Origin of the sequence: Methylobacterium sp. J-059 (assembly GCF_022829485.1) — a bacterium.
Classification (GTDB): Bacteria; Pseudomonadota; Alphaproteobacteria; order Rhizobiales; family Beijerinckiaceae; genus Methylobacterium.
This window is the reverse complement of record NZ_JAKSYA010000127.1, coordinates 66,563-92,683: the sequence shown is the minus strand read 5'-3', so window position 1 is coordinate 92,683 and position 26,121 is coordinate 66,563. Positions and strand designations below refer to the sequence as shown.

At 67.1% G+C, this 26,121-nt stretch carries 27 protein-coding genes, 1 pseudogene, 2 riboswitches and 1 other annotated feature; of the genes and pseudogenes, 15 read left to right on the top strand and 13 right to left on the bottom strand.

The features are described 5' to 3' along the window. The coding region (locus tag MKK55_RS18425) for a PQQ-dependent dehydrogenase, methanol/ethanol family (protein ID WP_279593344.1) at positions 1-1,418 on the bottom strand (1,418 nt) is incomplete at its 3' end. A 682-nt stretch (positions 1,419-2,100) separates the two neighbouring features. Continuing rightward, positions 2,101-2,172: riboswitch (Fluoride riboswitch) on the bottom strand. 50 nt (positions 2,173-2,222) lie between these two features. Continuing rightward, complete coding sequence (locus tag MKK55_RS18420; protein ID WP_147840826.1) at positions 2,223-2,828, bottom strand: TMEM165/GDT1 family protein; 606 nt, start codon at positions 2,826-2,828, stop codon at positions 2,223-2,225. 192 nt (positions 2,829-3,020) lie between these two features. Further along, a riboswitch (Fluoride riboswitch) is annotated at positions 3,021-3,093 on the top strand. Between the two features lie 23 nt (positions 3,094-3,116). Here MKK55_RS18420 and MKK55_RS18415 point away from each other — a divergent pair. The 4 genes from MKK55_RS18415 to MKK55_RS18400 all read left to right on the top strand — a co-directional run bounded on the left by MKK55_RS18415 (position 3,117) and on the right by MKK55_RS18400 (position 7,246). Further along, complete coding sequence (locus MKK55_RS18415) at positions 3,117-4,520, top strand: voltage-gated chloride channel family protein (RefSeq protein ID WP_147840825.1); 1,404 nt, start codon at positions 3,117-3,119, stop codon at positions 4,518-4,520. Continuing rightward, positions 4,517-4,918: a DUF190 domain-containing protein gene (locus tag MKK55_RS18410; RefSeq protein WP_147762561.1), complete on the top strand. Its 402-nt coding sequence runs from the start codon at positions 4,517-4,519 to the stop codon at positions 4,916-4,918. The genes MKK55_RS18415 and MKK55_RS18410 overlap by 4 nt, the downstream gene beginning before the upstream one ends. A gap of 142 nt (positions 4,919-5,060) precedes the next feature. Further along, positions 5,061-5,261 carry a Na+/H+ antiporter NhaA gene (locus MKK55_RS18405; RefSeq protein ID WP_243924977.1) on the top strand — a complete coding sequence of 67 codons (201 nt, stop codon included), beginning with the start codon at positions 5,061-5,063 and terminating at the stop codon, positions 5,259-5,261. Positions 5,262-5,332: 71 nt separating this feature from the next. Next, positions 5,333-7,246: a potassium transporter Kup gene (locus tag MKK55_RS18400; RefSeq protein WP_147840824.1), complete on the top strand. Its 1,914-nt coding sequence runs from the start codon at positions 5,333-5,335 to the stop codon at positions 7,244-7,246. Positions 7,247-8,467: 1,221 nt separating this feature from the next. Here the strand turns inward: MKK55_RS18400 and MKK55_RS18395 are convergent. The 7 genes and pseudogenes from MKK55_RS18395 to MKK55_RS18365 form a co-directional block, all read right to left on the bottom strand. Continuing rightward, positions 8,468-9,949, bottom strand: a complete 1,482-nt coding sequence (locus MKK55_RS18395) for a SulP family inorganic anion transporter (RefSeq protein ID WP_243937007.1) — start codon at positions 9,947-9,949, stop codon at positions 8,468-8,470. Between the two features lie 114 nt (positions 9,950-10,063). Then, positions 10,064-10,119: a sequence feature (sul1 is cis-regulatory element that is thought to sense ions involved in sulfur or methionine metabolism; They are found in Alphaproteobacteria), on the bottom strand. A 155-nt stretch (positions 10,120-10,274) separates the two neighbouring features. Further along, the gene (locus MKK55_RS18390) at positions 10,275-11,168 is read right to left on the bottom strand and encodes a sulfite exporter TauE/SafE family protein (RefSeq protein ID WP_243937006.1); all 894 of its coding nucleotides are present in this window, start codon (positions 11,166-11,168) and stop codon (positions 10,275-10,277) included. Then, positions 11,165-11,617, bottom strand: a complete 453-nt coding sequence (locus tag MKK55_RS18385) for a DUF6691 family protein (RefSeq protein WP_243937005.1) — start codon at positions 11,615-11,617, stop codon at positions 11,165-11,167. The genes MKK55_RS18390 and MKK55_RS18385 overlap by 4 nt, the downstream gene beginning before the upstream one ends. Next, positions 11,614-12,036 (bottom strand): YeeE/YedE family protein, encoded by a 423-nt coding sequence (locus MKK55_RS18380; RefSeq protein ID WP_243937002.1) that lies wholly within the window; start codon positions 12,034-12,036, stop codon positions 11,614-11,616. Before MKK55_RS18380 ends, MKK55_RS18385 begins: the two co-directional genes overlap by 4 nt. Before the next feature lie 113 nt (positions 12,037-12,149). After that, positions 12,150-12,389, bottom strand: a pseudogene (locus MKK55_RS29365) (ArsR/SmtB family transcription factor); the annotation flags it as partial. Positions 12,390-12,436: 47 nt separating this feature from the next. After that, complete coding sequence (locus tag MKK55_RS18370) at positions 12,437-13,327, bottom strand: MBL fold metallo-hydrolase (RefSeq protein ID WP_243936998.1); 891 nt, start codon at positions 13,325-13,327, stop codon at positions 12,437-12,439. A 2-nt stretch (positions 13,328-13,329) separates the two neighbouring features. Next, positions 13,330-13,998, bottom strand: coding sequence for a peroxiredoxin (locus tag MKK55_RS18365; RefSeq protein ID WP_243936997.1), 669 nt, complete (start codon positions 13,996-13,998; stop codon positions 13,330-13,332). Positions 13,999-14,142: 144 nt separating this feature from the next. On the opposite strand from MKK55_RS18365, the gene MKK55_RS18360 reads away from it, so the two are divergent. From MKK55_RS18360 to MKK55_RS18335, 6 genes are all read left to right on the top strand, one after another. Further along, the gene (locus MKK55_RS18360; RefSeq protein WP_243936996.1) at positions 14,143-15,816 is read left to right on the top strand and encodes a bifunctional protein tyrosine phosphatase family protein/NAD(P)/FAD-dependent oxidoreductase; all 1,674 of its coding nucleotides are present in this window, start codon (positions 14,143-14,145) and stop codon (positions 15,814-15,816) included. A 36-nt stretch (positions 15,817-15,852) separates the two neighbouring features. After that, positions 15,853-16,314 (top strand): DsrE family protein, encoded by a 462-nt coding sequence (locus tag MKK55_RS18355; RefSeq protein ID WP_409566085.1) that lies wholly within the window; start codon positions 15,853-15,855, stop codon positions 16,312-16,314. 194 nt (positions 16,315-16,508) lie between these two features. Beyond that, a complete protein-coding gene (locus MKK55_RS18350) occupies positions 16,509-17,927 on the top strand; it encodes a cytochrome ubiquinol oxidase subunit I (RefSeq protein ID WP_243936995.1) in 1,419 nt (472 codons plus the stop codon). Positions 17,928-17,937: 10 nt separating this feature from the next. Beyond that, positions 17,938-18,945, top strand: a complete 1,008-nt coding sequence (gene cydB / locus MKK55_RS18345) for a cytochrome d ubiquinol oxidase subunit II (protein ID WP_243936994.1) — start codon at positions 17,938-17,940, stop codon at positions 18,943-18,945. Further along, a complete protein-coding gene (locus MKK55_RS18340; protein ID WP_238270136.1) occupies positions 18,945-19,076 on the top strand; it encodes a DUF2474 domain-containing protein in 132 nt (43 codons plus the stop codon). The genes cydB and MKK55_RS18340 overlap by 1 nt, the downstream gene beginning before the upstream one ends. A gap of 34 nt (positions 19,077-19,110) precedes the next feature. After that, positions 19,111-19,683, top strand: coding sequence for a GbsR/MarR family transcriptional regulator (locus MKK55_RS18335; protein ID WP_243936993.1), 573 nt, complete (start codon positions 19,111-19,113; stop codon positions 19,681-19,683). 34 nt (positions 19,684-19,717) lie between these two features. On the opposite strand, the gene MKK55_RS18330 is transcribed toward MKK55_RS18335, so the two are convergent. Then, positions 19,718-20,392: a Crp/Fnr family transcriptional regulator gene (locus MKK55_RS18330; RefSeq protein ID WP_243936992.1), complete on the bottom strand. Its 675-nt coding sequence runs from the start codon at positions 20,390-20,392 to the stop codon at positions 19,718-19,720. Positions 20,393-20,603: 211 nt separating this feature from the next. On the opposite strand from MKK55_RS18330, the gene MKK55_RS18325 reads away from it, so the two are divergent. From MKK55_RS18325 to MKK55_RS18315, 3 genes are read left to right on the top strand one after another with little or no spacing between them, the layout of a single operon-like run. Then, positions 20,604-21,404 carry a pentapeptide repeat-containing protein gene (locus MKK55_RS18325; RefSeq protein WP_243936991.1) on the top strand — a complete coding sequence of 267 codons (801 nt, stop codon included), beginning with the start codon at positions 20,604-20,606 and terminating at the stop codon, positions 21,402-21,404. A gap of 41 nt (positions 21,405-21,445) precedes the next feature. Next, on the top strand, positions 21,446-21,835 hold the full coding sequence (locus MKK55_RS18320; protein ID WP_238270128.1) for a thioredoxin family protein: 390 nt from the start codon (positions 21,446-21,448) through the stop codon (positions 21,833-21,835). A gap of 9 nt (positions 21,836-21,844) precedes the next feature. Further along, positions 21,845-22,564, top strand: a complete 720-nt coding sequence (locus tag MKK55_RS18315; protein WP_243936990.1) for a cytochrome c biogenesis CcdA family protein — start codon at positions 21,845-21,847, stop codon at positions 22,562-22,564. 180 nt (positions 22,565-22,744) lie between these two features. Here the strand turns inward: MKK55_RS18315 and MKK55_RS29360 are convergent, their stop codons facing one another. From MKK55_RS29360 to MKK55_RS18305, 3 genes are all read right to left on the bottom strand, one after another. After that, positions 22,745-23,017, bottom strand: a complete 273-nt coding sequence (locus MKK55_RS29360; RefSeq protein WP_373322459.1) for a GCG_CRPN prefix-to-repeats domain-containing protein — start codon at positions 23,015-23,017, stop codon at positions 22,745-22,747. A gap of 85 nt (positions 23,018-23,102) precedes the next feature. Continuing rightward, on the bottom strand, positions 23,103-23,501 hold the full coding sequence (locus MKK55_RS18310) for an acid-shock protein (RefSeq protein ID WP_243936989.1): 399 nt from the start codon (positions 23,499-23,501) through the stop codon (positions 23,103-23,105). A gap of 80 nt (positions 23,502-23,581) precedes the next feature. Beyond that, complete coding sequence (locus MKK55_RS18305; protein WP_409566086.1) at positions 23,582-23,800, bottom strand: GCG_CRPN prefix-to-repeats domain-containing protein; 219 nt, start codon at positions 23,798-23,800, stop codon at positions 23,582-23,584. Between the two features lie 252 nt (positions 23,801-24,052). Here MKK55_RS18305 and MKK55_RS18300 point away from each other — a divergent pair, with 252 nt between their 5' ends. Together MKK55_RS18300 and MKK55_RS18295 are read left to right on the top strand one after the other, a co-directional pair. After that, a complete protein-coding gene (locus tag MKK55_RS18300; protein ID WP_238270122.1) occupies positions 24,053-24,772 on the top strand; it encodes a response regulator in 720 nt (239 codons plus the stop codon). Positions 24,773-24,777: 5 nt separating this feature from the next. After that, a complete protein-coding gene (locus MKK55_RS18295) occupies positions 24,778-26,109 on the top strand; it encodes an ATP-binding protein (RefSeq protein ID WP_243937018.1) in 1,332 nt (443 codons plus the stop codon). Positions 26,110-26,121: the final 12 nt, after the last annotated feature.

Genomic DNA, 26,121 nt, shown 5'->3' with positions numbered 1-26,121 from the left:
CCGCCATGGCTGTTCGGCGCGGGGTACATCGACAGGGTCGCACCGACGTAGGGCTGGCCCGGGGTGTAGGTCACCCGGAACGGCTCGTAGTCCATGCAGACGTGGTTGGTGGGCACGTAGAACAGGTTGGTCTTCGGCGAGTAGGCGGCGGGCTGCTGGTCCTTCGAACCCAACGCGGCCGGGCAGATACCCTTGGAGTTGGTGTCCTCGCCGTTCTGCTCGGTGGAGAACTTGGCCTGGACGAGGGGGCGACCGTAGGTCTTGGAGCCCTTGTCCATGTCGACCTTGGAGGCCCAGTTGACGACCGGATCGAACTTCTCGGCGACGAGGAGTTCGCCGGTGGCGCGGTCCAGGGTGTAGCCGAAGCCGTTGCGGTCGAAGTGGGTCAGGAGCGGGCGCTCCTTGCCGTCGACCTTCTGGTCGGTGAGGATCATCTCGTTGATGCCGTCGTAGTCCCACTCGTCGTGGGGGGTCATCTGGTAGACCCACTTGGCCTGCCCGGTGTCGGGGTTACGCGCCCAGATGGTCATCGACCACTTGTTGTCGCCCGGACGCTGCTTGGGGTTCCAGGTCGAGGGATTGCCCGAGCCGTAGTACATCAGGTCGAGCTTGGGGTCGTACGAGTACCAGCCCCAGGTGCAGCCGCCGCCGGTCTTCCACTGGTCGCCTTCCCAGGTCTTCAGCGAAGAATCCTTGCCCACCGGCTTGCCGAGGTAGGTGGTCTTCTCCGGGTCGACGAGCATCTCGTCGTCCGGGCCGACGGAGTAGGCGCGCCAGACCCGCTTGCCGGACTTGAGGTCGTAGGCGGTCACGTGACAGCGTACGCCGAACTCGCCGCCCGAGATGCCGACGATGACCTTGTCCTTCACCGGCAGCACGGTGGCGGTGTTGGTCTCGCCCTTCTTCGGATCGCCGTTCTGGACCGACCAGTTCACCTTGCCGGACTTGGCGTCGAGCGAGACGACCGTGGTGTCGGCCTGGTGCAGGATGATGGCGCCGTCGGCGTAGGCCAGGCCGCGGTTGACCGTGTCGCAGCACATCACCGGGATCACCGACGGGTCCTGCTTGGGCTCGTACTTCCACACGATCTTGGCCTCGTGGTCGAGGTCGAGCGCGTAGACGATGTTCGGGAACGGGGTGTGGACGTACATCATGTTGCCGATGACGAGCGGGGCGCCCTCATGGCCGCGCAGCACGCCGGTCGAGAAGGTCCAGGCCACCTGGAGGTTCTTGACGTTGTCCTTGTTGATCTGGTCGAGCTTCGAATAGCGCTGGTTCGTGTAGTCGAGGCCCGGGAACGCCCACTGGTTGGGGTCCTGCATCAGCTTCATCAGGTTTTCGTTCGCGATGGCCGGCATGGCGGCCGGCAGGAGCGTCGCGGCGTAGGCGACGGACGCCGCAAGGGCGATCTTCCTCATAGGTGTTCCTCCATTTGAGCGTTCGAACCCGGACGTTGTGTCCGCCAGGGGTCTCCTCACCGCATCCCGGTCCGTCGGCGGCGACGTGTCGGCCCTGCGCGCTTCCGCGCCGGGCCCCGGACCGGGGCTGCATTCCCCTCGAGCCCCAAGATCATCGTCCGGGAGCCCAAGTGGAGCGCCGGTAGAAGTATCGAATTATAAGATCAGCGCAATAAGCATTTTCTAAGTGCGACAGAATTATCCAGTCATTATCATGCAGATGCTGATTTAACCAATACGACGTCGCCCGAAAAAGCCATGGCTTTATCAGGGGCGCAAATAGTGCTGTTTTTTAAATAAAGATGCCGCTCTTTATTATTCCGAGACATCGCTTTTTTGCGTTGACTCAGACTATCGAGTGGCTATCCTTATTCCTGCGACAGACTAGACCTAAGCACATGTATTCTTGTGACCGCTCGGAGGCATGTGTCCTGGTCGCGGCGGAGCCTTATGGCTCCGCCTTTTTTTTCGTGCGCGAACGGGAAAAGGCCCGGACCGCGCCTGGTGGGCGACGGCGGGCATCAGGACGGTCTTGGATCGGGCAGGGTCATCGGTCGGCTCATGAGGGGCCGCCTTGCGGCGATCCGGTTGCGGTCATGAGCGTGACGGTGCGGGTCAACACATAGCTCTACCCGCGCCGAAGCGCTCGGTAGAAGCTATCGTCCGGCCCATAGGGGGCCGGCAGTTATCGGGGAGCTTCATCCCCATCCCACGTCCGGCAACGTGGATTAATCCGTCGTCCGGGTCAATCCCTTCGTCGACCGATCACGCGCGGGTCACGGCAAGGGAGAGGAAATAGGCGCCGTAGGCCGTCACCATGAGGGCCGCGACCCCGTCGAGGACGTAGGGCGGCACCTTCCGGAAGATCCCGGTGCCGCCGAGGGCGAAAGCCAAGGTCGCCACGAGCACGACCCCGATGCCGACCCCGAGGGTCGCCGTTCCCGCGCCCTCCCGAAGCGAGACGCCGAGCCAGACCACCAGGATCTCAAGCCCCTCGGCGACCAGGGCCCAGGCGGCGACGCCGAGGCCCGCGGCGTTGATCGGCCGCGACCAGTTCGCGTCCGTCGAGCCGGGGGCCGTGCCGGCATCGCGCTTCGAGAGCCCGTCGATGAACTCGTAGAGCAGGTACAGGCCGAACCCGAGCAGCAAGACCGCCGAGATCCAATCCAGGACGTTCAGGGCCAGGAGGTAGGCCGCCTTGCGCAGGACGACCGCGAGGATCGACACCGCCAGCCCGCCGAGGATGGAGCCCGCCAGGACGCTGCGCCATCCGAACCGGTACGCCCCGGCCATCATCACCGTCGCGGCGATGAAGAGTTCGGTGAAGGTCACCTGGAAGGTGATGACGGCTCCGAGCCAGGAAAGGGTCATGGGATGCGCTCCGCCCCGGGCCGGCGTCGAACGCGCCGGCCTCGGCCGCGGAGGGCATAGACATGCCCCGGGCCCTGGACCAGCCACCGTCTTTCGTGATGCTTTCGAACGACCCGGGCCCCATCCCCACTCGGGATGGGGCCCGGGCGCGCGGGAGTTGGATCTTGACGAACGGGCGAGGCGAAGGCATCTCCCGTCCACGGCAATGGAATCTGCCGGGCCTTTCGGCCAAACCGCCCCCTGGGCTAATGACTCCTACCTTTTGCGGCGCCGCAACAAGGGGGACTCATGCGCGCGACCTTCCAAAATCTCTTCGACAGCCTGAACCTCGCGGCGTTCGTCCGCACGCGGCACGCCCATGCCGTTTCGGTGGCGCGATGGTCGGCCATCCTCGTGCCGATGGCCGCGGCGGTCGGCACCCTCTGCGCGGCCTTCCTGTGGAGCCTCGACGCGGCCACCCAGGCGCGCTTCGACCATCCCTGGTTCCTGTTCCTGCTTCCGCTCGGGGGCTGTGCCGTCGGCTTGCTCTACCACCTGTTCGGCAAGAGCGTTGAAGGCGGCAACAACCTCATCGTCGAGGAGATCCACGAGCCGGACGGCGGCGTGCCGCTCCGGATGGCGCCGCTTATCTTCCTCGGCACCATCGTCACGCACCTGTTCGGCGGGTCGGCCGGGCGCGAGGGTACCGCCGTCCAGATGGGAGGCAGCCTTGCCAGCGCCTTCGGCAAGCTCTTCGGGGTCGATGCGGCCGGGGTCCGGGTCCTCCTGATGGCGGGTATCGCCGCCGGCTTCGGCGCAGTCTTCGGCACGCCCATCGCCGGCGCGGTGTTCGCGCTGGAGGTGCTCGCGGTCGGTCGCGTCGAGTACGCCGCGCTGGTGCCCTGCCTCCTCGCCGCGGTGGTCGGCGACTGGACCTGCCAGGCATGGGGCATCCACCACGGCTTCTACCACGTGGACTTCCTCGCCGGCGGCGCGAAGGCCCTGACCGTCGATCCGCTGCTCCTTGCCAAGGTCGCGCTCGCCGGCGTCGCTTTCGGCCTTGTCGGGTTGCTGTTCGCGGAAGCCAACCACCTCCTCGGTGGTTGGCTGAAGCGCCTGGTCCCGTACGGGCCGCTCCGCCCGGTGATCGGCGGCCTCGCGGTCATCGGCCTCGTCTACGCTTTTGGTACGCGGGACTACCTCGGGCTCGGCGTCTCGGCCGCCGACGCCGGCGGGATGACCATCAACACCTTCTTCGGGCCGGACATCCATCCCTGGAGCTGGGCCCTGAAGATCCTGTTCACGGTCGTGACCCTCAGCGCCGGGTTCAAGGGCGGCGAGGTCACGCCGCTGTTCTTCATCGGCGCGGCGCTCGGCAACGCCCTGGCCGGGCTGCTCGGCGCGCCGGTGGACCTGTTCGCGGCGCTGGGGTTCGTCGCGGTCTTCGCCGGCGCAGCCAACACGCCGCTCGCCTGCACGCTGATGGGCATCGAGCTCTTCGGCGCGACGCACGGGGTCTATCTCGCCGTCGCGTGCTTCCTGGCTTACCTCTGCTCGGGTCACAACGGCATCTACCTGTCGCAGCGCATCGCGGTCCCGAAGTCGGCGGCGGCCAACATCCCGGACGGCATGACCCTGCGCCAGGCCCGTACGGGCCGGGTGCCGACCGTCGCACCGTTGGCCGAGCGCCCCATCACCGAGGAGACGTCATGACCCCATCGCATCGCGTCGTCGCCGCCGACACCGGCATGATCCGTATCTACATGAAGCCGGGCGAGCGCGGCGGCGCCGGCAAGGGCCGGTGGTTCTCTGGCTCGAAGCCGCTCTATCGGGAGCTCGTCGCCCAGGCCAAGGCGGAGGGCCTCATGAACGCCGTCGCCCACCAGTCCCACCACGGCTACAGCAACCATGGGCCGATCCAGGACGACGGCGCCGAGTCGCTCAACCCCGAGCTGACCATGTGCGTCGAACTGATCGGCACCCGCGAGCAGCTCGAAGGCTTCTGCAGCCGGCACGGTGCCCAACTCGCGAACAAGGTCATCGTCTACAAGCACCTGGAGCACTGGAGCGTCAGCCAAGTCGGCGTCGGTGCGGCGGGCCGGGCTGCATGACATGAACCGTCCCGGGACGCTCCGGGCTTCGGATTGCCGGATAGGCCAACGAATGCGATAGCCGGCCATGGGTGCGCGGTCCGACCTTCGGACCGGCAGGCTTCAGCGTTGGTCGGGCCGCCAGCGCGGGAGATCTATGCCCATGCCGCGGCGCCTTCGCCCGACCTCGGCCCTGCGTAACGTCCTCCGGGGCGAGGCCTCAGGCGGCCTGATCCTGATGGCGAGCGCCGCCCTGGCGCTGGCCATCGCGAACTCCGGCTGGTCGGGCGTCTACTTCTCAGTCCTCAAGACATACGTCGCGACGGCCTGCCTGAACGGGGACATTCGTCTTCGTGTTACCTGAACGTTCCCGGCCCCAGGCCGTTGGAGGCTTGCCTTGCGAGCTTCCCGCGTTCGCTGACGTGGAGCCAGTGGATGCCCGCAATCGCCAGGACCGAGTTCGCGAAGTCCGAGACCCCGCTGCCCTCCGATGAGGGACATGGCCCGAGGGCGGGGTTCTGGGCGCTGACGCTCGGTTCGGTCGGCGTAGTCTACGGCGACATCGGCACCAGCCCGCTCTACGCCCTGAAGGAGTCCCTCCACGCCACCGCCGGAGGGGGGCACGCGCCGACCCGCGAGATGGTCTTCGGCGTCGTCTCGCTGATCCTCTGGGCGCTCATCCTCATCGTCACGCTCAAGTACGTGCTGCTGGTGATGCGGGCCGACAACGACGGCGAAGGCGGCACGCCGTCCCTCGTGGCGCTCGCCCAGCGGGCGCTGGGCCATTCCGGCGGGTTCGTGATCGTGCTGGGCATGGTCGGCGTCTCACTGTTCTTCGGCGACGCCATCATCACTCCGGCCATGTCAGTGCTCTCTGCGGTCGAAGGGCTGAAGCTGGTGACCCCGGCCACCGACCCGTACGTCCTGCCCATCAGCCTCGCCATCCTGATCGGGCTGTTCGCCCTGCAGAGCCACGGGACGGCGCGGGTGGCGACCTTCTTCGGCCCCCTCACGGCGTTCTGGTTCATCGTCATGGCGCTGGGCGGCCTGGGCCACCTCGTCGACGACCCGAGCATTCTGGGTGCGCTTAACCCCGCCCACGGCGTCTCGTTCATCCTGAGCCACGGCACGGCCGGCCTGCTGGCGCTCGGTGCCGTGTTCCTCGCTGTGACCGGCGCGGAGGCGCTTTACGCCGACATGGGACACTTCGGTCGCACGCCGATCCGCGCGGCCTGGTTCGGGCTGGTGCTGCCGGCGCTCGCCCTGAACTATCTCGGCCAGGGCGCCATGCTGCTCGCCCACCCCGAGCGGGCCGAGAACCCGTTCTTCCTGCTCTATCCGTCCTGGGCTCTGCTGCCGATGGTGCTACTCGCCACCGTGGCGACGGTCATCGCCAGCCAGGCGGTGATCACCGGCACCTTCTCGATCACCCAGCAGGCGATGCAACTTGGCCTGCTGCCGCGCATGCGGGTCCTGCGCACCTCCGAGACCGAGAAGGGGCAGATATACATCCCTCGGGTGAACTGGTGGTTGCTCGTCGCGGTCGTGTTCGTGGTGGTGCTGTTCAAGTCGTCGAGCGGCTTGGCGGCCGCCTACGGCATCGCGGTCACCGGCGACATGGTCATCACCGCCTGCCTGCTGTTCGTCGTCGCCTGGAAGGTCTGGCGCTGGTCGCCTGCGGTCGCGGCCGCGGTCATCGCGCCGTTCCTACTCATCGAGTTGGTGTTCCTCTCGGCCAACGCGCTCAAGATCCTGCACGGGGGCTGGGTGCCGTTGACCATCGGCGCCGCCCTGGTCACGGCGATGTGGACCTGGCGGCGCGGCTCGGCCCTGATCGCCGAGGAGATCCACCGTCGGCGCGTGCCGCTCTCCGAGTTCACGCGGATGGTGGAGACCGGCTCGATCCAACGGGTGCCGGGAACGGCCATGTTCCTGACGGGAACGCCCGGCGATACCCCAGGGGCCCTGATGCACAACGTCAGGCACAACCGGGTGATGCACGCGAACAATTATATCCTGCACGTGGTCACCGAGGACCTGCCGCGCGTGGCAGACGCCGAGCGCGTCGCCGTGAGGAAGCTGTCCGACGCCTTCTCCTGCGTGACGGTGCGCTTCGGGTTCACCGAACTGCCCGACCTTCCGCGCGCCCTTGCGGCCGCGGGCCTGGACAAGGGCGACCTGTCGTACTTCCTGACGCGGCGGGTGCTGGTGGCCTCGCCGGAGACCGGCATGCCGGTGTGGCAGGACAGGCTCTACATCTCCATGGCCCGTGCGGCCACGGACGCGTCCCGCTACTTCCGCATCCCGGTCGACCGTGCCGTCGAGATCGGCGCCCGGATCGACATCTGATCCCGGGGAGGTCCGAGTGCGGTCGAGATTGTTTTCGATCCATTGCCAGCGGCGGTCGTGCTCGCCACGCGTCAGATCAGGCTGTTTCCTTCGCCCTACGCATCTCTTGGCCATCCTGGATGACCGGCAGACTTCGGCTCGTAGTCCGTTCGCGCGGTAGCACCGCGGTGCTTCCACGGTCGGCAGGGCCACCTATGTCTGTCTTAGCACAGCACGCCGCCGAAAGCGGCCAGACTGCTCTCCACCCATCCCGGTCGTAGAGCGGACGCACGGGTCGCGACCCAACGCGTCGGCTCAGTCCGTTTCCATGTCTGCCTGTAAGCGGGCGTTGTTTCGCATCCTGCTGTTTGGGTAGGATCAGTGGAGTGCCGCCCAATCGACCTTCGACAACGGATGTACCGCAAGCGGTATTTCGTCGGCGAAAGCAGGGGGCGCTATAGGAGGCGAAGAGCAGAACCGAGGGCATGGGTAATGAGCGTCTTCATGCAAAATATGGTAATAATCTGTGCTTTTCTCCTGACGGAAAATAACCCGCCAGGGGATGATCCAGCGACAAAAGACCAACTTCGAGCTTTTGGAACTTTAATTAGATCTGAAACATACTCTTGCCCAATAGCAACGAGCGCGACCTTCCTGGGCAAGAGTGGAAATGGATACGCCGTGAGGGTGACTTGTTCTGATACGACAGTCGGAGCATTTTACGTTCCGACCGAGTATGTATTAATCATAGACCAAGATTTTAATGTCGTGATACGTCCGATGAAATAATATTAAAGGGCGAAACCCTTTGCTCTTAGCTCGATAAATGATCGTATGGGCCTCTCCCCGAATGCGAAATCCTCAGGCATACGATCGACCGGATCGTCCCCTTCTAAATCAAATCCATCCAACCGGTAGCGACGCGCATTCAAACCTTGGTCGCCGGTCACGGCAACGCGTTGCGAACCCTCGTAATGGTGCTGGAGGCCTTGGGCCGAGCCAGGTCGAGGCCATGGAGATCCCAACCGGATCGGTCCGGATGTACGGCTTCGGGCCCGACACGACCATCGCCTCGCGTAGGGTGATCGGCTGGTATCCGACCGGGTCCTAGACCTCTCCTCCGACCGTCGGACCATGCACCCAGGCCCCCCCTGACGCTTCGGCGGATTTCGCCAGCAACCGGTTATATGAAGCGTCATACGCACAAAGAATCAAAACGATGCAACAATAGCTTTCCCAAGATCAATGCCCCCCGACGGCGAAGGTCGCCCCAGGTTTATCGTGAGTACCGATGCGCTCGACCATCGTTGCCGTCGCCTCGTTCATGCCGACGACGTCGACCGTGATCCCGTGGTGGCGGAGCTTGAGGACGACCCGGTCGAGGGCATTGATGGCCGAGATGTCCCAGAAGTGCGCCGCCGAGAGGTCGATCACGACGCCCTTCAGAGCTTCCTCGCGGAAGTCAAAGGCGGCGTGGAAGGCTTCCGCGGTGGCGAAGAAGATCTGTCCGGTCACCTGGTAGGTGCGCACGTCGCCCTCGCCACGGGATGACCGGACGGCGAAGAACTTGGTGACCTTGTGGGCGAAGAACAGCCCGCTGAGGACCACGCCTAACAGGACGCCCTTGGCGAGGTCATGGGTCGCGACCACCACCGCGACCGTGCCGAGCATCACGAAGCTCGACGCCTTCGGATGGGTCACCAACGTCCCGAGCGACTTCCACTGGAAGGTGTTGATCGCCACCATGATCATCACCGCGACGAGTGCCGCCATCGGGATCCGTGCCACGTAGGGACCGAGCACGACGATCAGGAACAGCAGGAAGGCGCCGGCCCACAGGGTCGAGAGCCGTCCGCGCCCGCCCGAGGAGACGTTGATGACGGACTGGCCGATCATGGCGCATCCCGCCATGCCCCCGAGGAAGCCCGAGGCGATGTTGGCCACGCCCTGACCGGCGCATTCGCGGTTCTTGTTCGAGCCCGTGTCGGTCATCTCGTCGATGATGGCCGCCGTCATCAGGCTCTCCAGGAGCCCGACCATGGTCAGCGTCAGCGAGACCGGCAGGATGATCCGGAGGGTGTCGAGGGTGAACGGCACCTGCGGCAGGGCCACCCAAGGGAGCTCGCTTGGGAGCGCGCCCATGTCGCCGACCTTGTGGATGCCGAGGCCTAGGTACATCGAGACCGCGGTGAGCAGGACGATGGTGACCAACGGCGAGGGTACCGCCTTGGTCAGGTACGGCAGCCCGTAGATGATGCCGAGGCCGATGGCGGTCATGACGTAGACCGTGGTGCCCTGACCGAGGAGCTCCGGCATCTGCGCCAGGAAGATCAGGATCGCCAGCGCGTTGACGAACCCGGTGACCACCGAACGCGATACGAACCGCATCAGATTGCCCAGGCGCAAGCCCCCGGCAATGATCTGAAGGAGCCCAGTGAGGATGGTGGCGGCGAACAGGTAGCCGACTCCGTGATCCTTCACGAGGCCGACCATGAGTAGCGCCATGGCCCCGGTGGCAGCGGAGATCATCGCCGGACGCCCGCCGGCGAAGGCGGTGACCACGGCGATGCAGAAGGAGGCGTAGAGGCCGACCTTGGGGTCGACGCCGGCGATGATCGAGAAGGCGATGGCCTCGGGGATCAGGGCCAGGGCGACGACCGTGCCGGCCAGCAATTCACGCGTGACGTTCGGAGCCCATTCGCTCCGGAGATGTGCGAGGTTCATGATGGGTGGGAGACTTTCGTCGTCCCGCACGCGAAGCGTCGTCGATCCGGTGCGGGATGCGCAAGACGATGGGTCGGCCTCCTCGGAGGTCCGCGACACGGTCATCGTCGATTGCGTGGTCCGGCGGATCGGCGGCCGGAAGAGCCACCCGGGGTTTCACCGGGTCCTGTTGGATGACCCCGCTCGTACATCAACCGTGTGGTGCGATGCAATAACCTAGCGGCGCCCGGTGGGGACCGCTCGGGCCAGGATCGGCGTCAACGTCCTTACCGCTGCAGCGGCCCCGCCGAGACGTCGGCCGATAGCGGTAGCGAACGCCAGAAGTTCATGCCTGGCGGTCGTCTCGTTTCCTGAACCGTTTCATGGATTGCGTAAGAAGAGGTTGGGACGCAAGCATGCGGCAGGGCGCAAGTGCCGATGCCGATCGGGCCGGATGGGTCAGGGCGCCGACGTTGCGATAGAGCATGTATCCCGCCACCACGAAGATGACCCCGGCGAAGATCCGGTTCAGCAGCCCCTTGTAAGCGGCCAGCCGGCAGGCCAGCCGCATGCCCAGGAAACCACCGGCGAGGCCACCGGCGATGAACTCGGCGGCCACGATCCAGTCCACGAGTCCGGACAGCGCATAGTTCGCCGCCGTGGCCAGCCCGAAGGCGCCGACCGCCAGAAGCGAGGTGCCGACCGCGTTGATCAGCGGCATCCCCGTCGCGAAGACGAGGCCGGGCACGATGAGGAAGCCGCCGCCGATCCCGAAGAAGCCCGACAGTATCCCCACCGTGAATGCCACGGCGAGCACCTTCGCCGTCGGCATCGGCCCGCATCCCTCGGCCGGCGCGCTTTCCAGGGCTGGACCGCCGTTTCGCCCGGAGCGGAGCATATGGATGCCGACGACGACCATCAGGATGGCGAACAGGAACAGCAGCCGCTGACCGTCCACGGCCTTGCCGAGGGTCGAGCCGACCAGGGCCCCGAGGACGCCCACCAGGGCGAAGACAATGGCGCACCGCCAGCGCACGTTGCCGGCGCGGGCGTGGCCACCGAACGTCAGCGTGGCGTTGGCCGCGACCGCCAGCGCCCCCGTGCCGATGGCGAGGTGGGGCTGGGACATGCCGACGACGTAGAGGAGAAGGGGGGTGGCGAGGATCGAGCCGCCGCCCCCGATCAGACCGAGAGTGAAGCCGACGCCGGCTCCGGACAGGAGGGCAGGCAGCGCGGTCATGACATGGTCGCTCCATAGGCCGAGCCGGAGCCGCGGATCGAGGTCAGGCGGTAAAGCAGCATTCCGCCGAGCATCGCGGCCACGAAGATCGCCACGTCGGGTAGCCCCAGAACGAGGGCAGCAAGCGCGGGTCCGGGGCAGAGGCCGACGAGGCCCCAGCCGATGCCGAACAAGGCAGCGCCACCGAGGAGCTTCGGATCGAGGCGACGGCCGGCGGGAACCTCGAACCGGCCCGCCAGGAGGGGACGGGCCATTCCGCGTCTCAGCCGGTAGCCCACCGCCGAGAGGGCCACCGCGCCCGTGAGCACGAACGCCAGGGTCGGGTCGAAGGCGCCGGCGACGTCGAGGAAACCGAGCACGCGGGCGGGGTCCATCATGCCGGACAGGGCGAGGCCAAATCCGAACAGGAGCCCGGCGACGAGCGCCGCCACGATGCGGGAAGCGTTCATCGGGACAGGCCCCCGTGCCGAACCAGGAACACGGTCGCCATCGCGAACGCCATGAATGTCGCCACGGCGGCGAGGGAGCGGGGCGACAGGCGAGCGAGGCCGCAGACCCCGTGGCCGCTGGTGCAGCCGGAGCCGAGTCGGGTGCCGTAGCCGACGAGGAGGCCGCCGAGGATCAACATCGGCCACGGCGCGTCGATGCGGGCCGCCGGCCATTGCCCGGCGACGCCACGGTACAGCACCGGGCCGAGCAGCAATCCGACGAGGAACGCGATCCGCCAGGCGGCGTCGCCGTCCCAGCGACCGAGGAGACGGCCGGCGATGCCGCTGATGCCCGCGATTCGTCCGTTGGCGAGGAGCAGCAGGGCCGCCGAGGCGCCGATGAGGGCGCCCCCGCCAAGCGGGGTGATGACGAAGCTCATGCCTCGTCCCCCACCCGTCCGAACACCGCCGCCTGGCCCAGCGTGCGGGCACGGGCCTCGACGGTTCGCGGCGGGACACGGCGGATCGGGCGCGAGGAGACGAGGATGTCGTCCATGGCCGACAGCAGCGCGAGCATGCGCGGGTCTGTCAGTCGATAGTACACCACCTTGTGCTCTCGCCGGGTGGAGACCACCTCCGCCTCGCGCAGGGCGCCGAGTTGCTGCGAGAGCGTCGGTTGGCGGATGCCGAGCTCATGCTCGATTTGGGATACTGCGTGCTCCCCCTTCGCCAGGAAGAACAGGATGCGGAGGCGGTTCGGGTTCGCCACCATCTTAAGAAGGTCGGCGACCATCGTCGCCGTCTCCTCGGAGAGGTCCGGCGCCTTAGTTGGCTCGATGCTCACCAAGCGGCTCCTTCGAGGGTATCGAGGGGGACCTTGAGGTAGCGCCGGCCATTCTCCTCGGGCTCCGGAAGGCGCCCGCCCCGGATGTTGACCTGGAGCGCGTGCAGGATGAGCTTGGGCATCGGCAAGGCGGCGTCGCGGGCGTTCCGCAGGTCGACGAACTCGGCCTCGCTCCTCGCCGCGACCATGTGGATGTTGTGGGCGCGCTGCTCGGAGACGGTGCTCTCCCAGGCCGCCATGCGGCCGTTCGGCTCGTAGTCGTGGCCGGTGAAGACCCGGGTCTCGTCCGGCAGGGCGAGGATCGCCTGGATCGAGCGCCACAGCGTGGCGGCATCGCCGCCGGGGAAATCGCAACGCGCCGTGCCGGAATCCGGCATGAAAAGCGTATCGTGAACGAAGGCGGCGTCGCCGATCACGTAGCTCACCGACGCCATCGTGTGGCCCGGCGAGAACATCACCCGCGCATCGACCTCGCCGACGCGGAACGTTTCCCCGTTGGCGAACAACCGGTCCCACTGCGATCCGTCGACGGGAAAGGCGGAGGGTAGGTTGTATAGCCCCTTCCACAGGTGCTGGACGTCGACCACCCGCTCGCCGATGGCGGTGGGCGCCCCGGTACGCGCCTTCAGGTAGGGGGCCCCGGAGAAGTGGTCCGCATGGGGATGGGTATCGAGGATCCACTCGACCGTCAGGCCGTTGGCGCGCACATGATCAAGGATCGCATCCGCAGAGCGCGTCGCGGTCGCACCGGACTTCTCGTCGAAATCTAGGACCGGATCGACGATGGCGCATCGGCGCGTCGTCGGGCAGGCCACGACGTATTGGATGCTGCCGGTCCGCCTTTCGTGGAAGCCCTTAACGATGGGGTGCTGGCTGGCGACGGTCATGGTCAAAGTCTCCCCAGGCGGTAGTACCAATCGGCGCCCTGGCCCGTGTCCTGGGCGGGGGCGGCGATCTCGTCGAACGTGAGGGGCGGCGTCGCCAGCACCGGCTCGCCCGGATGCCATCCCTCCGGCGTCGAGACCTCGGACGCGTCGGTGGCCTGCAGGGCGGAGACGAGGCGCACGATCTCCTCGACGCTGCGTCCCACGGTCATCGGGTAGGCGAGGGTCGCGCGGACGGTCCCTTCCGGATCGATCACGAAGGTGGTGCGCACGGTGGCGCTGGACGTCGCTCGGGCCGGCAGCATGCCGTAGGCGCGGGCGATGCCCATGGCCGGGTCCTCGATGATCGGGAACGGCACCCGCACGCCGAAGCGCTGCTCGATGCTGTGCTTCCAGGCGAGGTGCGACGAGAGGCTGTCGACCGAGAGGGCGAGGAGGTCGCAGTCGAGGCCCTGGAAGCGCTCATAGGCCTTGGCGAACGCGACGAACTCGCTGGTGCAGACCGGCGTGAAGTCGGCCGGATGGGAGAACAGCACGAGCCAGCGGCCGCGATACACGTCGAGTCTGCGCTCACCCATCGTCGTGCGGGCCCGGAACGCCGGTGCCGTATCGCCGATGAGCGGCGGGCATCCCGGTCGCTCGGCCACCACCGACACGTCAATATCGCTAGTCATGAAGTGACATCCGTCTCAGGCGTCCTGGATCTTCTCAGAACATCAATGTGTTTCCCCTTGTATCGAAAGTCAATATGTGTTTTTTGGAGATAAGAATATAAATATACATAATGATATATCGAAGACGAGGCGAGGAGCCGGATCATGGACGTTAAGCGGATCGATCAGGGCCTGTCGGTGACAGGGCAGCTACGACCGACAGACCTTTCCGAGGCCGCCCGGCTTGGGTTCGGGTCGATCATCTGCAACCGCCCCGACGGCGAGGGTGCCGACCAGCCGGGCTTCGCCGAGATCGAGCGGGCGGCGACGGAGGCGGGTCTCGACGCGCGCTACCTTCCGGTGGTCTCGGGAGCCGTGACCGATGCGGACGCCGAGGCCTTCGGCGTTGCGCTACGGGCGCTGCCCGGACCCGTTCTCGCCTATTGCCGTACCGGCACGCGATCCACCACGCTCTGGTCCCTGGATGAGGGGCGTCGCGGGCGCCCCCTGTCCGCCATCCTCGCTACGGCGAAGGCCGCGGGCTATGACATGAACGGCGTCGCCCGGCGCATCGCCTCCGGGGGGCGCGTCCCGACCGACGGCGCGGAGGCGAGCCACACCGTGGTGATCGTCGGAGGCGGAGCCGGCGGCATCGCCGTCGCAGCGAGCCTGAGGTCGCGCAAGCCCGACCTCGACATCGCCATCATCGAGCCGGCCGATGTGCACTACTACCAGCCGGGCTGGACCATGGTCGGCGGCGGCGTCTTCGAGCCGGCGACGACGGCGCGCACGATGGCCTCGCTTTTCCCCGACGGGGTTCGCTGGATCAAGGCGGCGGTGGCAGCCTTCGAGCCGGAGAGGAAGGCCGTCATCCTGGAGGGCTGCCGGGTCGTCACCTACGACCGCCTGATCGTCGCGTCCGGCCTGACCCTCAACTGGGGAGGCATCGAGGGACTGGGCGAGACCCTCGGGCGCAACGGGGTCACCTCGAACTACCGGTACGACCTCGCGCCCTATACATGGGAGCTGGTCCAGGGCCTGCGCTCGGGCCGGGCCGTGTTCACGCAGCCGCCGATGCCGATCAAGTGCGCTGGGGCGCCCCAGAAGGCCCTCTACCTCTCCGCCGACCATTGGCGCCGCGAGGGCCGGCTCGGGAACATCGAGATCGATTTCTTCAACGCCGGCCCCGTCCTGTTCGGCGTGAAGGAGTACGTGCCGGCACTGATGGAATACGTCGAGCGCTATCGGGCCGGACTCCATTTCGGGCATACGCTGACGCGCATCGACGGGTCGGCCAAGCGGGCCTGGTTCGCGACGAAGGCCGGGGATGGATCGCCATCGACGGTCGAAGTGCCCTTCGACATGATCCACGTGACGCCGCCCCAGCGGGCACCGGACTTTGTCAGGGCCTCACCGCTGGCGGATGCCAACGGTTGGGTGGAGGTCGATCAGGCAAGCCTGCGTCATACCCGTTTCCCGGACGTCTACGCCCTCGGCGACGCCTGCAGCGCTCCCAACGCCAAGACGGCCGCGGCCGCGCGCAAGCAGGCACCGGTCGTCGCGCATAACCTGTTGCACGACCTAGGCTACGTCCGCACCCCGCATGTCGCCTATGACGGATACGGCTCCTGTCCGCTCACCGTCGAACGCGGCAAGATCCTGCTCGCCGAGTTCGGCTACGGCGGAGCCTTGCTGCCGAGCTTCCCGTCCTGGTTCATCGACGGCACGAAGCCGAGCAGGATGGCGTGGTTCCTCAAGGAGCGCATGCTGCCGCCGATCTACTGGAAGGCGATGCTCAAGGGGCGGGAATGGATGGCCAAGCCGAAGGCCGTCGCCTGAACCTGGCCGCATCGAAAACATCAGGAGAAGACGCCCATGAGACGCCGGACGTTCGCCACGCTGCTCCCGTTGCTCGCGCTGATGGCGATCCCCGCCATGGCGGCTGGCGACGTACCCGCCGGGTATTATTCCGACCAGAAGGTCGTTTACCAGAACGACGGCGGCAGACCGGACAACGCGACCTACTTCAAGCACCTCCTCGGAAACCTCAAGAACCACGTCGAGGCAGTGGGCAAGGACCACATCCAGGTCCGCGTGGTGGATTTCGGCGACGGCGTCGACCTGTTCCAGATGGCGGCCAAGGACACGATGCTCGCGCAACGGATCGACGACCTCAAGGCGGAGGGGATCAGGTTCCTCATCTGCAGGAACACCCTGACGCAGCGGAAGATCGATTGGCACGAGCTGCACGGGGTGACCGAGGCCGACATCGTCCCGAGCGGGGTGGCGGAGATCGTCCGACTGCAGGGGATGGGCTTTTCCTACGTCCACCCCTGAGGACGGCTGCCGCCCGGGTCGTGGCCTTATCGGCCCAGAGAGCTTTCGCGACCTTGACCGCCGTACACGTCGACGACCCCCATCAGCTCCCCGGTCCGCCCCGATCCCGGCAACGACCGCTCTCATGTCGCACTTTTCAGGAATTCCTGAAAATGCGATAAGTCCCGAAATCAAGGCGCGCCCGGAGTTCCTCCATGCTGTCCAACATCGACGCTCTCGTGCTGGCCCGCGCGCAATTCGGGTTCACGGTCGCCTTCCACATCATCTTCCCGGTCTTCTCGATTGGCCTCGCAAGCTTCCTCGCGGTCCTCGAAGGGCTGTGGCTCGCGACCGGTCGGCAGGTCTTCATGGATCTGTTCAAATACTGGATCAAGATCTTCGCCATCGCCTTCGCGATGGGGGTCGTCTCGGGACTGGTGATGTCCTACCAGTTCGGCACCAACTGGTCGGTGTTTTCTGACAAGACCGGGCCCGTGCTCGGGCCGCTGATGGCCTACGAAGTGCTCTCCGCGTTCTTCCTTGAGGCCGGCTTCCTCGGCGTGATGCTGTTCGGCATGCGAAAGGTCGGGCCGCGCCTGCACTTCGTCGCCACCCTGGCCGTCGCCTTCGGGACCTTCTTCTCCGCCTTCTGGATCCTGTCGGTGAACTCGTGGATGCAGACGCCGCAGGGCTACGGCGTCAACGCGGCCGGCCAGTTCGTGCCGGAGGACTGGTGGGCGATCATCTTCAACCCGTCCTTCCCCTATCGCCTCGTCCACATGGTGCTCGCCGCCTACCTCACGACCTCGCTCGTTGTCGGCGCCGTCGGCGCCTGGCACCTCCTGCGCGACCGCTTCAACATCGGCGCCCGGACGATGTTCTCGATGGCGATGTGGATGGCGGCGCTCGTCGCACCCCTCCAGATCCTGGCCGGCGACGCGCACGGGCTCAACACCCTTGAGCACCAGCCCGCCAAGGTGATGGCGATGGAAGGCCATTACGAGAGCCATCCCGACGGGGCGCCGCTGATCCTGTTCGGCCTGCCGAACCAGGAAGCCGGGAGGATGGACTACCAGGTCTCGATCCCGAAGCTGTCCTCGCTGATCCTCAAGCATGACCTGAACGCGCCGCTGAAGGGACTCGACTCCATCCCGCGGACGAACTGGCCCCCGGTACCGGTCGTGTTCTGGTCGTTCCGGGTGATGATCGCGCTCGGCATGTTGATGCTGCTGCTCGGTGTCGTCAGCCTCGTGGCCCGGTACAAGCGTCGGCTCTACGAGTGGGCACCGTTGCACCGCTTCGCCCTGGCGATGGGTCCGGCGGGCTTCGTCGCGGTGGTCGCCGGCTGGATCACCACCGAGGTCGGGCGCCAGCCCTTCACCGTCTACGGCCTGCTGCGGACGACCGAGTCCGCCTCGCCGCTGTCGGCCCCTGCGGTCGCGGCCTCGCTCACGGCCTTCGTGGTCATCTACTTCGCGGTGTTCTCGATGGGCATCCTCTACATCCTGCGGCTGATGGCGAAGGCCCCCCATCCCGGCGAGCAGGGCGTAGAGCCCGGCAAGCCTATCCGGGCGGCCGGCATCACCCCGGCGCCTTCGGTCGGTTCCGACCGTACCCTGCAGCCGGCCGAGTGAGGGCATCGCGATGTTCGAGAACGTGGACCTCACCGTCGTCTGGGCCCTGATCATCGCGTTCGCGGTGTTCGCCTACATCGTCATGGACGGCTTCGACCTCGGGATCGGCATCCTGTTCCCCGCCTTCCGGCCGGGTCCGGAGCGCGACACCGCGATGAACTCCGTCGCCCCCGTCTGGGACGGCAACGAGACCTGGCTCGTCCTCGGCGGCGGCGGCCTGTTCGCGGTGTTCCCTCTGGCCTACGCCATCATCATGCCGGCGCTCTACGCGCCGATCATCGCGATGCTCCTCGGCCTCGTCTTCCGCGGCGTAGCCTTCGAATTCCGCTGGCGCGACCCACGTCACCGCGCCCTATGGGACATCGCCTTCACCGGCGGTTCCGTCGTCGCGACCCTGGCTCAGGGCATCGCGTTGGGGGCCCTGCTGCAGGGCATCAAGGTCGAGGGCCGCGCCTATGCCGGCGGCTGGTGGGACTGGCTGTCGCCATTCAGCGTGCTGGTGGGGATCGGGCTGGTATGCGGTTACGCGCTGCTCGGCGCGACATGGCTGGTGATGCGCACCGAGGGACCACTTCACGACCGCGCGCGCGCGCTGTCGCTGCGCCTCGGCGTCGCCACGGTGCTGGCCATCGCGGCGGTCAGCGCCGTGACGCCGTTCCTGGAAGGCAAGTATTGGCAGAACTGGTTCGCGATGCCGAACGTCCTGCTGACGACGCAGGTGCCGCTGCTCGTCGGAATCGCGGCCTTTTTCCTCCATCGCACCCTTAAGCGAGGCCGGGACCGCTGGCCGTTCCTGATCGCGCTCGGGCTGTTCCTGCTCTCGTTCGTCGGCCTCGGGATCAGCATCTTCCCCGACGTCGTGCCGGGTCGCGTCACCATCTGGCAGGCGGCGTCCCCCCATGCCAGCCAGGTCTTCATCCTGGTCGGCGCCTCGGTGCTGATCCCGATCATCCTGACCTACACCGGCTATGCCTACTGGGTGTTTCGCGGGAAGGTCGACGCGGACGGCTATCACTGATGGCCCCGATCCCAACCGAGCCGGGACCGCTCTGGCGACGCCTCGCCTGGCTCGCCGCGATCTGGCTCGGCAGCGTGCTGGCGCTCGGTGTCGTCGCCTTCGTCCTGCGCACCTGGCTCAAGGCCGGCTGAGCGCCCCTCTCCGATCATCGAACGCGGAGCTTCCGTGCAGCTTCCTCCCCTCGTCCAGACCTTCGTCCTGCATTTCGGCGAGATGGGATCCCGCTGGGGCATCAACCGCACGGTCGGGCAGATCTATGCCGTGCTGTTCGTCGCCGAGCGCCCGCTCAACGCCGACGAGATCGTCGCGCGGCTCGGCCTGTCGCGTTCCAACGTGAGCATGGGGCTGAAGGAGTTGCAGGCCTGGAAGCTCGTGCGGCTACAGCACGTGCCCGGGGACCGTCGCGACTACTTCTCCACGCCGGAGGACATCTGGCAGATCGTCCGTACCCTGGTCGAGGAGCGCAAGAAGCGGGAGATCGATCCCACGCTGACGATGCTGCGTGAGACCCTGATGCAGGTGCCGCAATCCGATGCGGAGGTCCATGCCCAGGCGCGGCTGCGCGAGATGCATGACCTGTTGGAGCTCCTCACCGGTTGGTACGCCGACATGCAGCGACTGGAGACCGAACGGTTGGTCGACCTCCTTACCCTCGGGTCGAAGGTCCAGAAGATGCTCGAACTCAAGGATCGCCTCCTGCCTCGTGCCCGAAAGATCCGCGAGGATGATGGTCGCTGACCGATCCATTGCCGGGAGGAGCTGGTGAAGCCGCCTAATCGGGCCTTCCCGCCGCCAACGCCGCTCGGTCGATGACCTGCACCTGCCCGCGACGGACCTCGACCAGGCCGGCGTCGGCCCACTCCCCCAGGAGGCGGCTTATCACCTCCCGTACGCTCCCGACGTCCGATGCCAGTTGTTGGTGCGTTTTCCAGACGATCCCCCCGGCATCGGCCTCGACCAACAACCGCCGCGCAAGCCGTTGTTCCAGCGGCGCGAAGGCCACCTCCTCGACGAGGTCGAACACGGCGGTCAGGAGCTTGGTGTAGTCGTCGAGGACGAAGTCCCGAAACTCGTCGCTCTCCCGCATCAGTTGGCGGAAGGTGTCGGCCGGTAATGCGGCAAGCTCCGTCCGGCTCTCCGCGACGCTCTGCGCCGGGAAGCCGCCGCCCGACAGCAGGCACTGGGTGGTGAGGACACAGGTCCCGCCGGCGCCGACCTTGTAGATCAGCATCTCCCGGCCGGTCTCGGACATCCGGAACACCCGGGTCCTCCCGTCGATGCACATGAGGTAATTCGCACACGCACCCTGGAGCTCGTAGGCAATCGCGCCGGACTCAAGCACGGGGAAATGCACGTTGCCGCGCGCGATCTGGAGATGGCTCGCGCTGAAATTCCGGACCAGTGGAAAGCGCTCGATCCAGCGTTCGATCTGATGGGCGGTCTGCATGGTCATCCTCCCGGGGCCGGCGGTCGTTGGATGCCGCCATGCCCATGACTCAAGCGTTATAGCTTCGGAATCCGTAGCCTTCGGTGACTTGGGTCACAGACGTTTGCGTCGGCATTCCATACCACTGTGGTCACTGAACAAAAAACCGTCCGGCAAGACCGTCATGAAGCGCAGGCTTTCGATGGACCAGGGCGAGAAACCGGGAGAAACCATGCGCCGCCTCGTCCCCCTTCTGCTCGCTTCCGTGCTCCTGGCCGCCCCCGCCCATGCCGAGCAGGACCTGCTCCTCGGTGCCAACATGGGCTCCGCCGCGATGACCAAGGCCGAGATGACCCGAGCCGACGTCGAGGCACTGATCGCCAAGGCGGACGGCAAGCCCATCGACCTCTCCGACAAGGCGCTCGCCGGCCTCGACCTCTCCGGCCTGAACCTGAAGGGCGCGAACCTGCGCACCGCCCGGCTCAACAAGGCCAACCTGCGCGGCGCCGACCTATCCGGCGCGAACCTGGAGCAGGCCTGGTTCATCAAGGCCGACCTCTCCGGCGCCAAGCTGGTCGGCGCAAAGATGTTCGGCATCACCGCCCGCGACGCTAACCTCAGCGGGGCCGATCTCAGCCGGTCGATGCCCATCGGCGACTTCAAGGGCGCGAACATGTCCGGGGCCACCCTCGTTGATCTCAAGGGCGGGGCCGACATCAAGAACCAGTCCATGGGCCTGATGCGGGCCGTGTTCGTCTCGGTGAACCTCAAGGGTGCCAACCTGAAGGGGGCCAACCTCGGGCGCGCGCGCCTGGAATACGCCGACCTCACCGATGCCGACCTCACCGACGTGGTCCTGATGGGCTCCGACCTGTCGGGCGCCAACCTCACCGGCGCGACCGTCGCCGGGGCCGACTTCAAGAACGTCGACGTCACAGCCGCCCGGCTCATCGATCTGAAGGGCCAGGACAGCGCCAAGGACTGGTCGGCCCGCGTGAACGTCGACCGCGCCATCACGCAGGTCTCGAACTGAGCCCTCTTCCACCTCGACCAATCCACGAAGGAAAAACGTCCATGACCACTCGCCGTATCTTGCTCGCCGCCTTCGCCGTCGCCCCCATGCTGTTCGGCACCGGGGCCATCGCCGCCGAGATGACCTACACGCCCGCCGCGTTCGAGGCCGCCCAGAAGGCCGGCAAACCGATCCTCGTGCACATCACCGCTCCGTGGTGCACGACCTGCGCCGCCCAGAAGCCGATCCTGTCGAAGCTTGAGGCCGATCCGAAGTTCAACGACCTGCAGGTGTTCGACGTCGACTTCGACAGCCGCAAGGACGTGGTCAAGCAGTTCGGCGCCACGATGCAGAGCACGCTGATCACCTACAAGGGCACCAAGGAGACCGGACGTTCGGCTGGCGAGACCAAGCCCGAGGCGATCTCGTCGCTCCTCGACAAGGCGATCTGAGGCTTTCGCGTGGTCACGAGCCTGGGCCTCGCCTTTATCGCCGGCATCCTCTCGGTGCTGTCCCCGTGCGTCCTGCCGCTGCTGCCTCTGGTCCTGGGAGCGGCCGCCTCGGAGCATCGGCTCGGTCCGGCTGCACTCGCCGGCGGCCTGGCCCTTTCCTTCGTAGTCATCGGATTGTTCGTGGCCACCGTCGGGTTCGCCATGGGGCTCGACGCCGGCGTCTTCCGGACCGGGGCAGCCATCATGCTGATCCTGATCGGATTGGTGCTGATGGTACCGGCGGCCCAGACCCGGCTGGCTGTGGCTGCGGGTCCGATGAGCAACTGGACCGAGAACCGCTTCGGCGGCTTCTCGACCGCTGGGCTGCCGGGCCAGTTCGGCGTCGGCCTGCTGCTCGGCGCGGTCTGGAGCCCGTGCGTTGGGCCGACCCTCGGTGCGGCCTCGCTGCTCGCATCCCAGGGCCGCGATCTCGGAGCCGTGGCCCTCACCATGTTCCTGTTCGGGATCGGCGCGGCCCTGCCGCTACTCGTCCTCGGCACCCTGTCGCGGGAGGTGTTGATGCGATGGCGCAACCGGATAATGGGGGTGGGTAGGGGATTGAAGGCGGCGCTGGGCCTGATCCTCGTGGTGACCGGCCGGACCATCGTGCTCGGCTACGACAAGATGTTAGAAACGGCCCTCGTCGATGCCTCTCCGGCTTGGCTGACGGATCTGACGACCCGGCTCTGAAGGGTCGCCATCCTGGTATCGAACGGCATGCCTGCAGATCCGGCACCGCAAGCGGTCCCCCGGGTGGGGGCTATGGGACCGGTGCTTTTGAGGAAACCCACGCGGATCGTCGACCGCGTGGGTTCGCCTTCGCTCATCCGGGCACTCGACGCCCAGTGGCCAGGCTAAGGCAGCGCCGCCTCAGCGGCGGCAGCGTCCGGCGGGGCCGCGATACAGCCCGGGTGGGCAGCCGCGCGGCGCGCCGGTGACGGCCCGCCGGATCGCGCCGCGCGGACCGCGGTTCAGGCGACACCCTCCGAACCCGCCACGATGTGCGCCGAACCCGCACCCGCCGCGCACTTGGACGATGGGGGCATCGAGGCCTAACCCGGGGTTAGCCATGGGCAGGGCCTGGGCCCCGCCTGTAACGAGCATGGTCGCGAACGCGCCGACGATCACACCTGTGAGCTTCATGATATTTCCTTCGTTGTTGCGGGCGCAGCTCATGGCGTTGCCATTGGGGAAATCGGAATCTTAGACCTGATCCCGGGCATTCGGGTCACTTGGCGCGGCAAGGTCGCTCCGCGCGAACGACGCGACGGTCGTGGTCTGCGTCCAGCCGAACGAACCGTTTGGTGGACACGGCGTCGATCTCCACCGCCGTGAGGAAGCCGTCGGCGTCCGCATCGATAGCCCGGAAGCGTCCGGCCGGATCGTAGGGCCCCTTTCCGGGATGGGCTTCCCACCAAGCCGACCACTCCGCTCGGCTGACGCGACCGTCATGGTCGGTATCGGCCCGCATCATCCGGGTGCGGTTCCGCGTCAGGAACGTCGCGAGATCGACGCCGGCGGAAGCCCGGTCTCCCGTCGGCAAAGGGGCCGTCGTCGGTGATTGGGCGGATGCGGCCGTCACCGCAAGGAACGTGGCCAAGGTCAGACAGACGAGACTCTTCGCCATGAGCGCAGCTCTTTCGTGGAAGGACCGGACGGGGGCGTGCCGGATGGCACGCCCCCCATGCTTCGGATGCCTGGCGCCGGTCACCACCGGCGATGCCAACCACCGTGCCAGCGCGGACCGCCCCAGCCGAAGCGCCTTGGGCCATAGAATGCCGGCCGATAGCCGTAGGGCCGGTAGAACACCCGCGGTCCGAGGTTGGGCCGGCAGATGCCGTATGGCCCGCGATGGCCCCCGAGGCCGCAGCCGTCCCGGGCCTCGGCCGTGCCGGCGGTTGCCAGCGGGCCCACGAGGCCGGCCATCAGCAGGGCCGCCGGAAGCAGTCGCTTGAACAGGCTCGGTGCGCGCACCGTTTCCTTCGTCATCGATTTATCTCCCGATGCGTGGTTGCGAGTGCCGAGACCTTGCCCCCCGCCTGTCGCAGGCGTTTGCCGGGAACCTCCTTTTTCGTCGCAAGCCGTCGCCGTCTCGAAAGTCCCGATACATTTCGCGACAGATTCCCCCGGGAGACGGACGCCGCGGCGCGTTAGGGTCGGCGGCGAAAGGCAAAGGACATGGACGACGCACACATCCTGGTGGTCGACGACCATCGCGACATCCGCGATCCGCTCGCCGCCTACCTCAAGCGGCACGAGCTCCGGGTCAGCGTTGCGGCGGACGCGGCGGCGGCCCGTGTCGTCCTGGCGGGAAGCGTCATCGATCTGGTGCTCCTCGACGTGATGATGCCGGGCGAGGACGGGCTCTCGCTCTGCCGCCATATCCGGGAAGCCTACGATACGCCCGTCATCCTGCTGACCGCCCTGGCGGAGGGGACCGACCGGATCGTCGGCCTGGAGATCGGGGCCGACGACTACGTCACGAAGCCCTTCGAGCCGCGCGAGCTTCTGGCCCGCATCAAGAACCTTCTGAGGCGCACGCGTGCGCTCCCTCGGACCCGGGAGGAGGCGGACGGACGCAAGCTGGCGTTCGACCGCTGGACGCTGGACACCGACCGTCGCGAGCTCGTCGATGACGCCGGCACCCCGGTAACGCTCAGCACGGCGGAGTTCCGCCTGCTCTCGGCGCTGACCCGGCATCCCAGGGTTGTGCTCTCCCGCGACCAACTCCTCGACATGACGAGCAGACGGACGGCCGACGCCTTCGACCGCAGCATCGACAACCAGGTCAGCCGGCTCCGGCGCAAGCTGGAGCGCGACCCGGCCAAACCGGGGCTGCTTAAGACCGTCTGGGGCGGGGGCTACGTCCTGGCGGCCGAGGTGAGGACGGTGCCTTGAGATTGGTGCCGCACTCGCTCGGCGGACGGCTGGCGCTGCTGCTCGTGCTCGCCGTCGTGGGCGCGCAGGCGGCGGCCTTCGCAATGTTCGCGCACGAATCCTCGCGGGTCGGTCGCGCGGCGGCCAGGACCCAGGTCGTCGACCGCATCGCCACGCTGGTGCGCCTGCTCGACACGGTCCAGCCAGACACCGTCCCGAGCGTCGTCGCGGCCTACGGGTCCCCCCGACACCGCTTCACCATCGATGCCGGGAGCCTCGTGCCCGAGGGCGCGATGGGTGTCGACGAGACGCGGCTCGCGCGGCGGATCGACCGACGCATGAAGGCCGACGTAAGCCAGGCGCGGATCGCCCTCGTCGAGCGGGACGCCGGGGAGGACACCCCCCGGGGCCGCCTGTCCGACAGGCCCCAGGCCCTGCGGGTCTCCGTCCTGCTGGACGACGGACGCTGGCTAAACGCCGAGGCTCCGCTCGCGCTGCGGACGCCGCCGTGGATACGCATCGCGCTCATCCAGGTCCTGGCGAGCGTGGTCGCGGTGCTCGTGGTCGTTGCCATCGCGAATCGCGGGATCGTCGGCCCTGTGGCGGAACTCGCCACGGCCGCGGAGATGGCCGGGCGAGGCGCCGCGTTCGAACCGCTGCCGGAGCGCGGCCCGCGCGAGTTGCGGACCATGACCGCGGCGTTCAACGTGATGCAGGTGCGCTTGGAGGCCTTCGTCGCCGACCGTACCCGGATGCTGGCCGCGATCAGCCACGACCTGCGCACGCCCATCGCCTCTTTGTGGCTCCGGGCCGAGATGGTCGAGGACGGCGAGCTGAGGAGCGCTATGGTTCGCACGATCTCGGACATGGGGCGGATGGTCGACGCGACCCTGGCGTTCGCCCGGGACGATGCGCTCGCCCAGGAAAGCGGCCCGCTGGATCTCGCCGAGATGGTCCGGGCGCTGGTGGACGACCACGTGGTCCTGGGGCGGGACGTCACCGTCGCGTCGCCGGCCGATCTACAGTTCCATGGTCGACCGGTGGCACTGCGTCGGGCCCTCGACAACCTCGTAGAGAACGCCGTCCGGTACGGTGACAGGGCGAGGATCACTCTTGAGCGGGGCGATGATAGCATCCGCATCCTCGTCGACGACGACGGGCCGGGCATTCCAGCCGACAGGATCGAGGAGATGTTCGCGCCCTTCGCGCGGCTGGAGGGCTCGCGGAATGCGGAAACGGGCGGGACCGGTCTCGGCCTCGCCATCGCACGGTCGGCGATCCGCGCGCATGGGGGCGATGTGGCCCTGGCCAACCGGGTCGGCGGCGGTCTGCGAGCCGACGTGAGCCTACCGGCCTGATGGCCGGTATGG

Bases quoted from the DNA above. Each gene is read 5' to 3' on its own strand.
- MKK55_RS18420 (WP_147840826.1), bottom strand. From the start codon at position 2,828: ATGACCCTTTCCTGGCTCGGAGCCGTCATCACCTTCCAGGTGACCTTC.
- MKK55_RS18415 (WP_147840825.1), top strand. From the start codon at position 3,117: ATGCGCGCGACCTTCCAAAATCTCTTCGACAGCCTGAACCTCGCGGCG.
- MKK55_RS18410 (WP_147762561.1), top strand. From the start codon at position 4,517: ATGACCCCATCGCATCGCGTCGTCGCCGCCGACACCGGCATGATCCGT.
- MKK55_RS18405 (WP_243924977.1), top strand. From the start codon at position 5,061: ATGCCGCGGCGCCTTCGCCCGACCTCGGCCCTGCGTAACGTCCTCCGG.
- MKK55_RS18400 (WP_147840824.1), top strand. From the start codon at position 5,333: ATGCCCGCAATCGCCAGGACCGAGTTCGCGAAGTCCGAGACCCCGCTG.
- MKK55_RS18395 (WP_243937007.1), bottom strand. From the start codon at position 9,949: ATGAACCTCGCACATCTCCGGAGCGAATGGGCTCCGAACGTCACGCGT.
- MKK55_RS18390 (WP_243937006.1), bottom strand. From the start codon at position 11,168: ATGACCGCGCTGCCTGCCCTCCTGTCCGGAGCCGGCGTCGGCTTCACT.
- MKK55_RS18385 (WP_243937005.1), bottom strand. From the start codon at position 11,617: ATGAACGCTTCCCGCATCGTGGCGGCGCTCGTCGCCGGGCTCCTGTTC.
- MKK55_RS18380 (WP_243937002.1), bottom strand. From the start codon at position 12,036: ATGAGCTTCGTCATCACCCCGCTTGGCGGGGGCGCCCTCATCGGCGCC.
- MKK55_RS18370 (WP_243936998.1), bottom strand. From the start codon at position 13,327: ATGACCGTCGCCAGCCAGCACCCCATCGTTAAGGGCTTCCACGAAAGG.
- MKK55_RS18365 (WP_243936997.1), bottom strand. From the start codon at position 13,998: ATGACTAGCGATATTGACGTGTCGGTGGTGGCCGAGCGACCGGGATGC.
- MKK55_RS18360 (WP_243936996.1), top strand. From the start codon at position 14,143: ATGGACGTTAAGCGGATCGATCAGGGCCTGTCGGTGACAGGGCAGCTA.
- MKK55_RS18355 (WP_409566085.1), top strand. From the start codon at position 15,853: ATGAGACGCCGGACGTTCGCCACGCTGCTCCCGTTGCTCGCGCTGATG.
- MKK55_RS18350 (WP_243936995.1), top strand. From the start codon at position 16,509: ATGCTGTCCAACATCGACGCTCTCGTGCTGGCCCGCGCGCAATTCGGG.
- cydB (WP_243936994.1), top strand. From the start codon at position 17,938: ATGTTCGAGAACGTGGACCTCACCGTCGTCTGGGCCCTGATCATCGCG.
- MKK55_RS18340 (WP_238270136.1), top strand. From the start codon at position 18,945: ATGGCCCCGATCCCAACCGAGCCGGGACCGCTCTGGCGACGCCTCGCC.
- MKK55_RS18330 (WP_243936992.1), bottom strand. From the start codon at position 20,392: ATGCAGACCGCCCATCAGATCGAACGCTGGATCGAGCGCTTTCCACTG.
- MKK55_RS18325 (WP_243936991.1), top strand. From the start codon at position 20,604: ATGCGCCGCCTCGTCCCCCTTCTGCTCGCTTCCGTGCTCCTGGCCGCC.
- MKK55_RS18320 (WP_238270128.1), top strand. From the start codon at position 21,446: ATGACCACTCGCCGTATCTTGCTCGCCGCCTTCGCCGTCGCCCCCATG.
- MKK55_RS29360 (WP_373322459.1), bottom strand. From the start codon at position 23,017: ATGAAGCTCACAGGTGTGATCGTCGGCGCGTTCGCGACCATGCTCGTT.
- MKK55_RS18310 (WP_243936989.1), bottom strand. From the start codon at position 23,501: ATGGCGAAGAGTCTCGTCTGTCTGACCTTGGCCACGTTCCTTGCGGTG.
- MKK55_RS18305 (WP_409566086.1), bottom strand. From the start codon at position 23,800: ATGGCCGGCCTCGTGGGCCCGCTGGCAACCGCCGGCACGGCCGAGGCC.
- MKK55_RS18300 (WP_238270122.1), top strand. From the start codon at position 24,053: ATGGACGACGCACACATCCTGGTGGTCGACGACCATCGCGACATCCGC.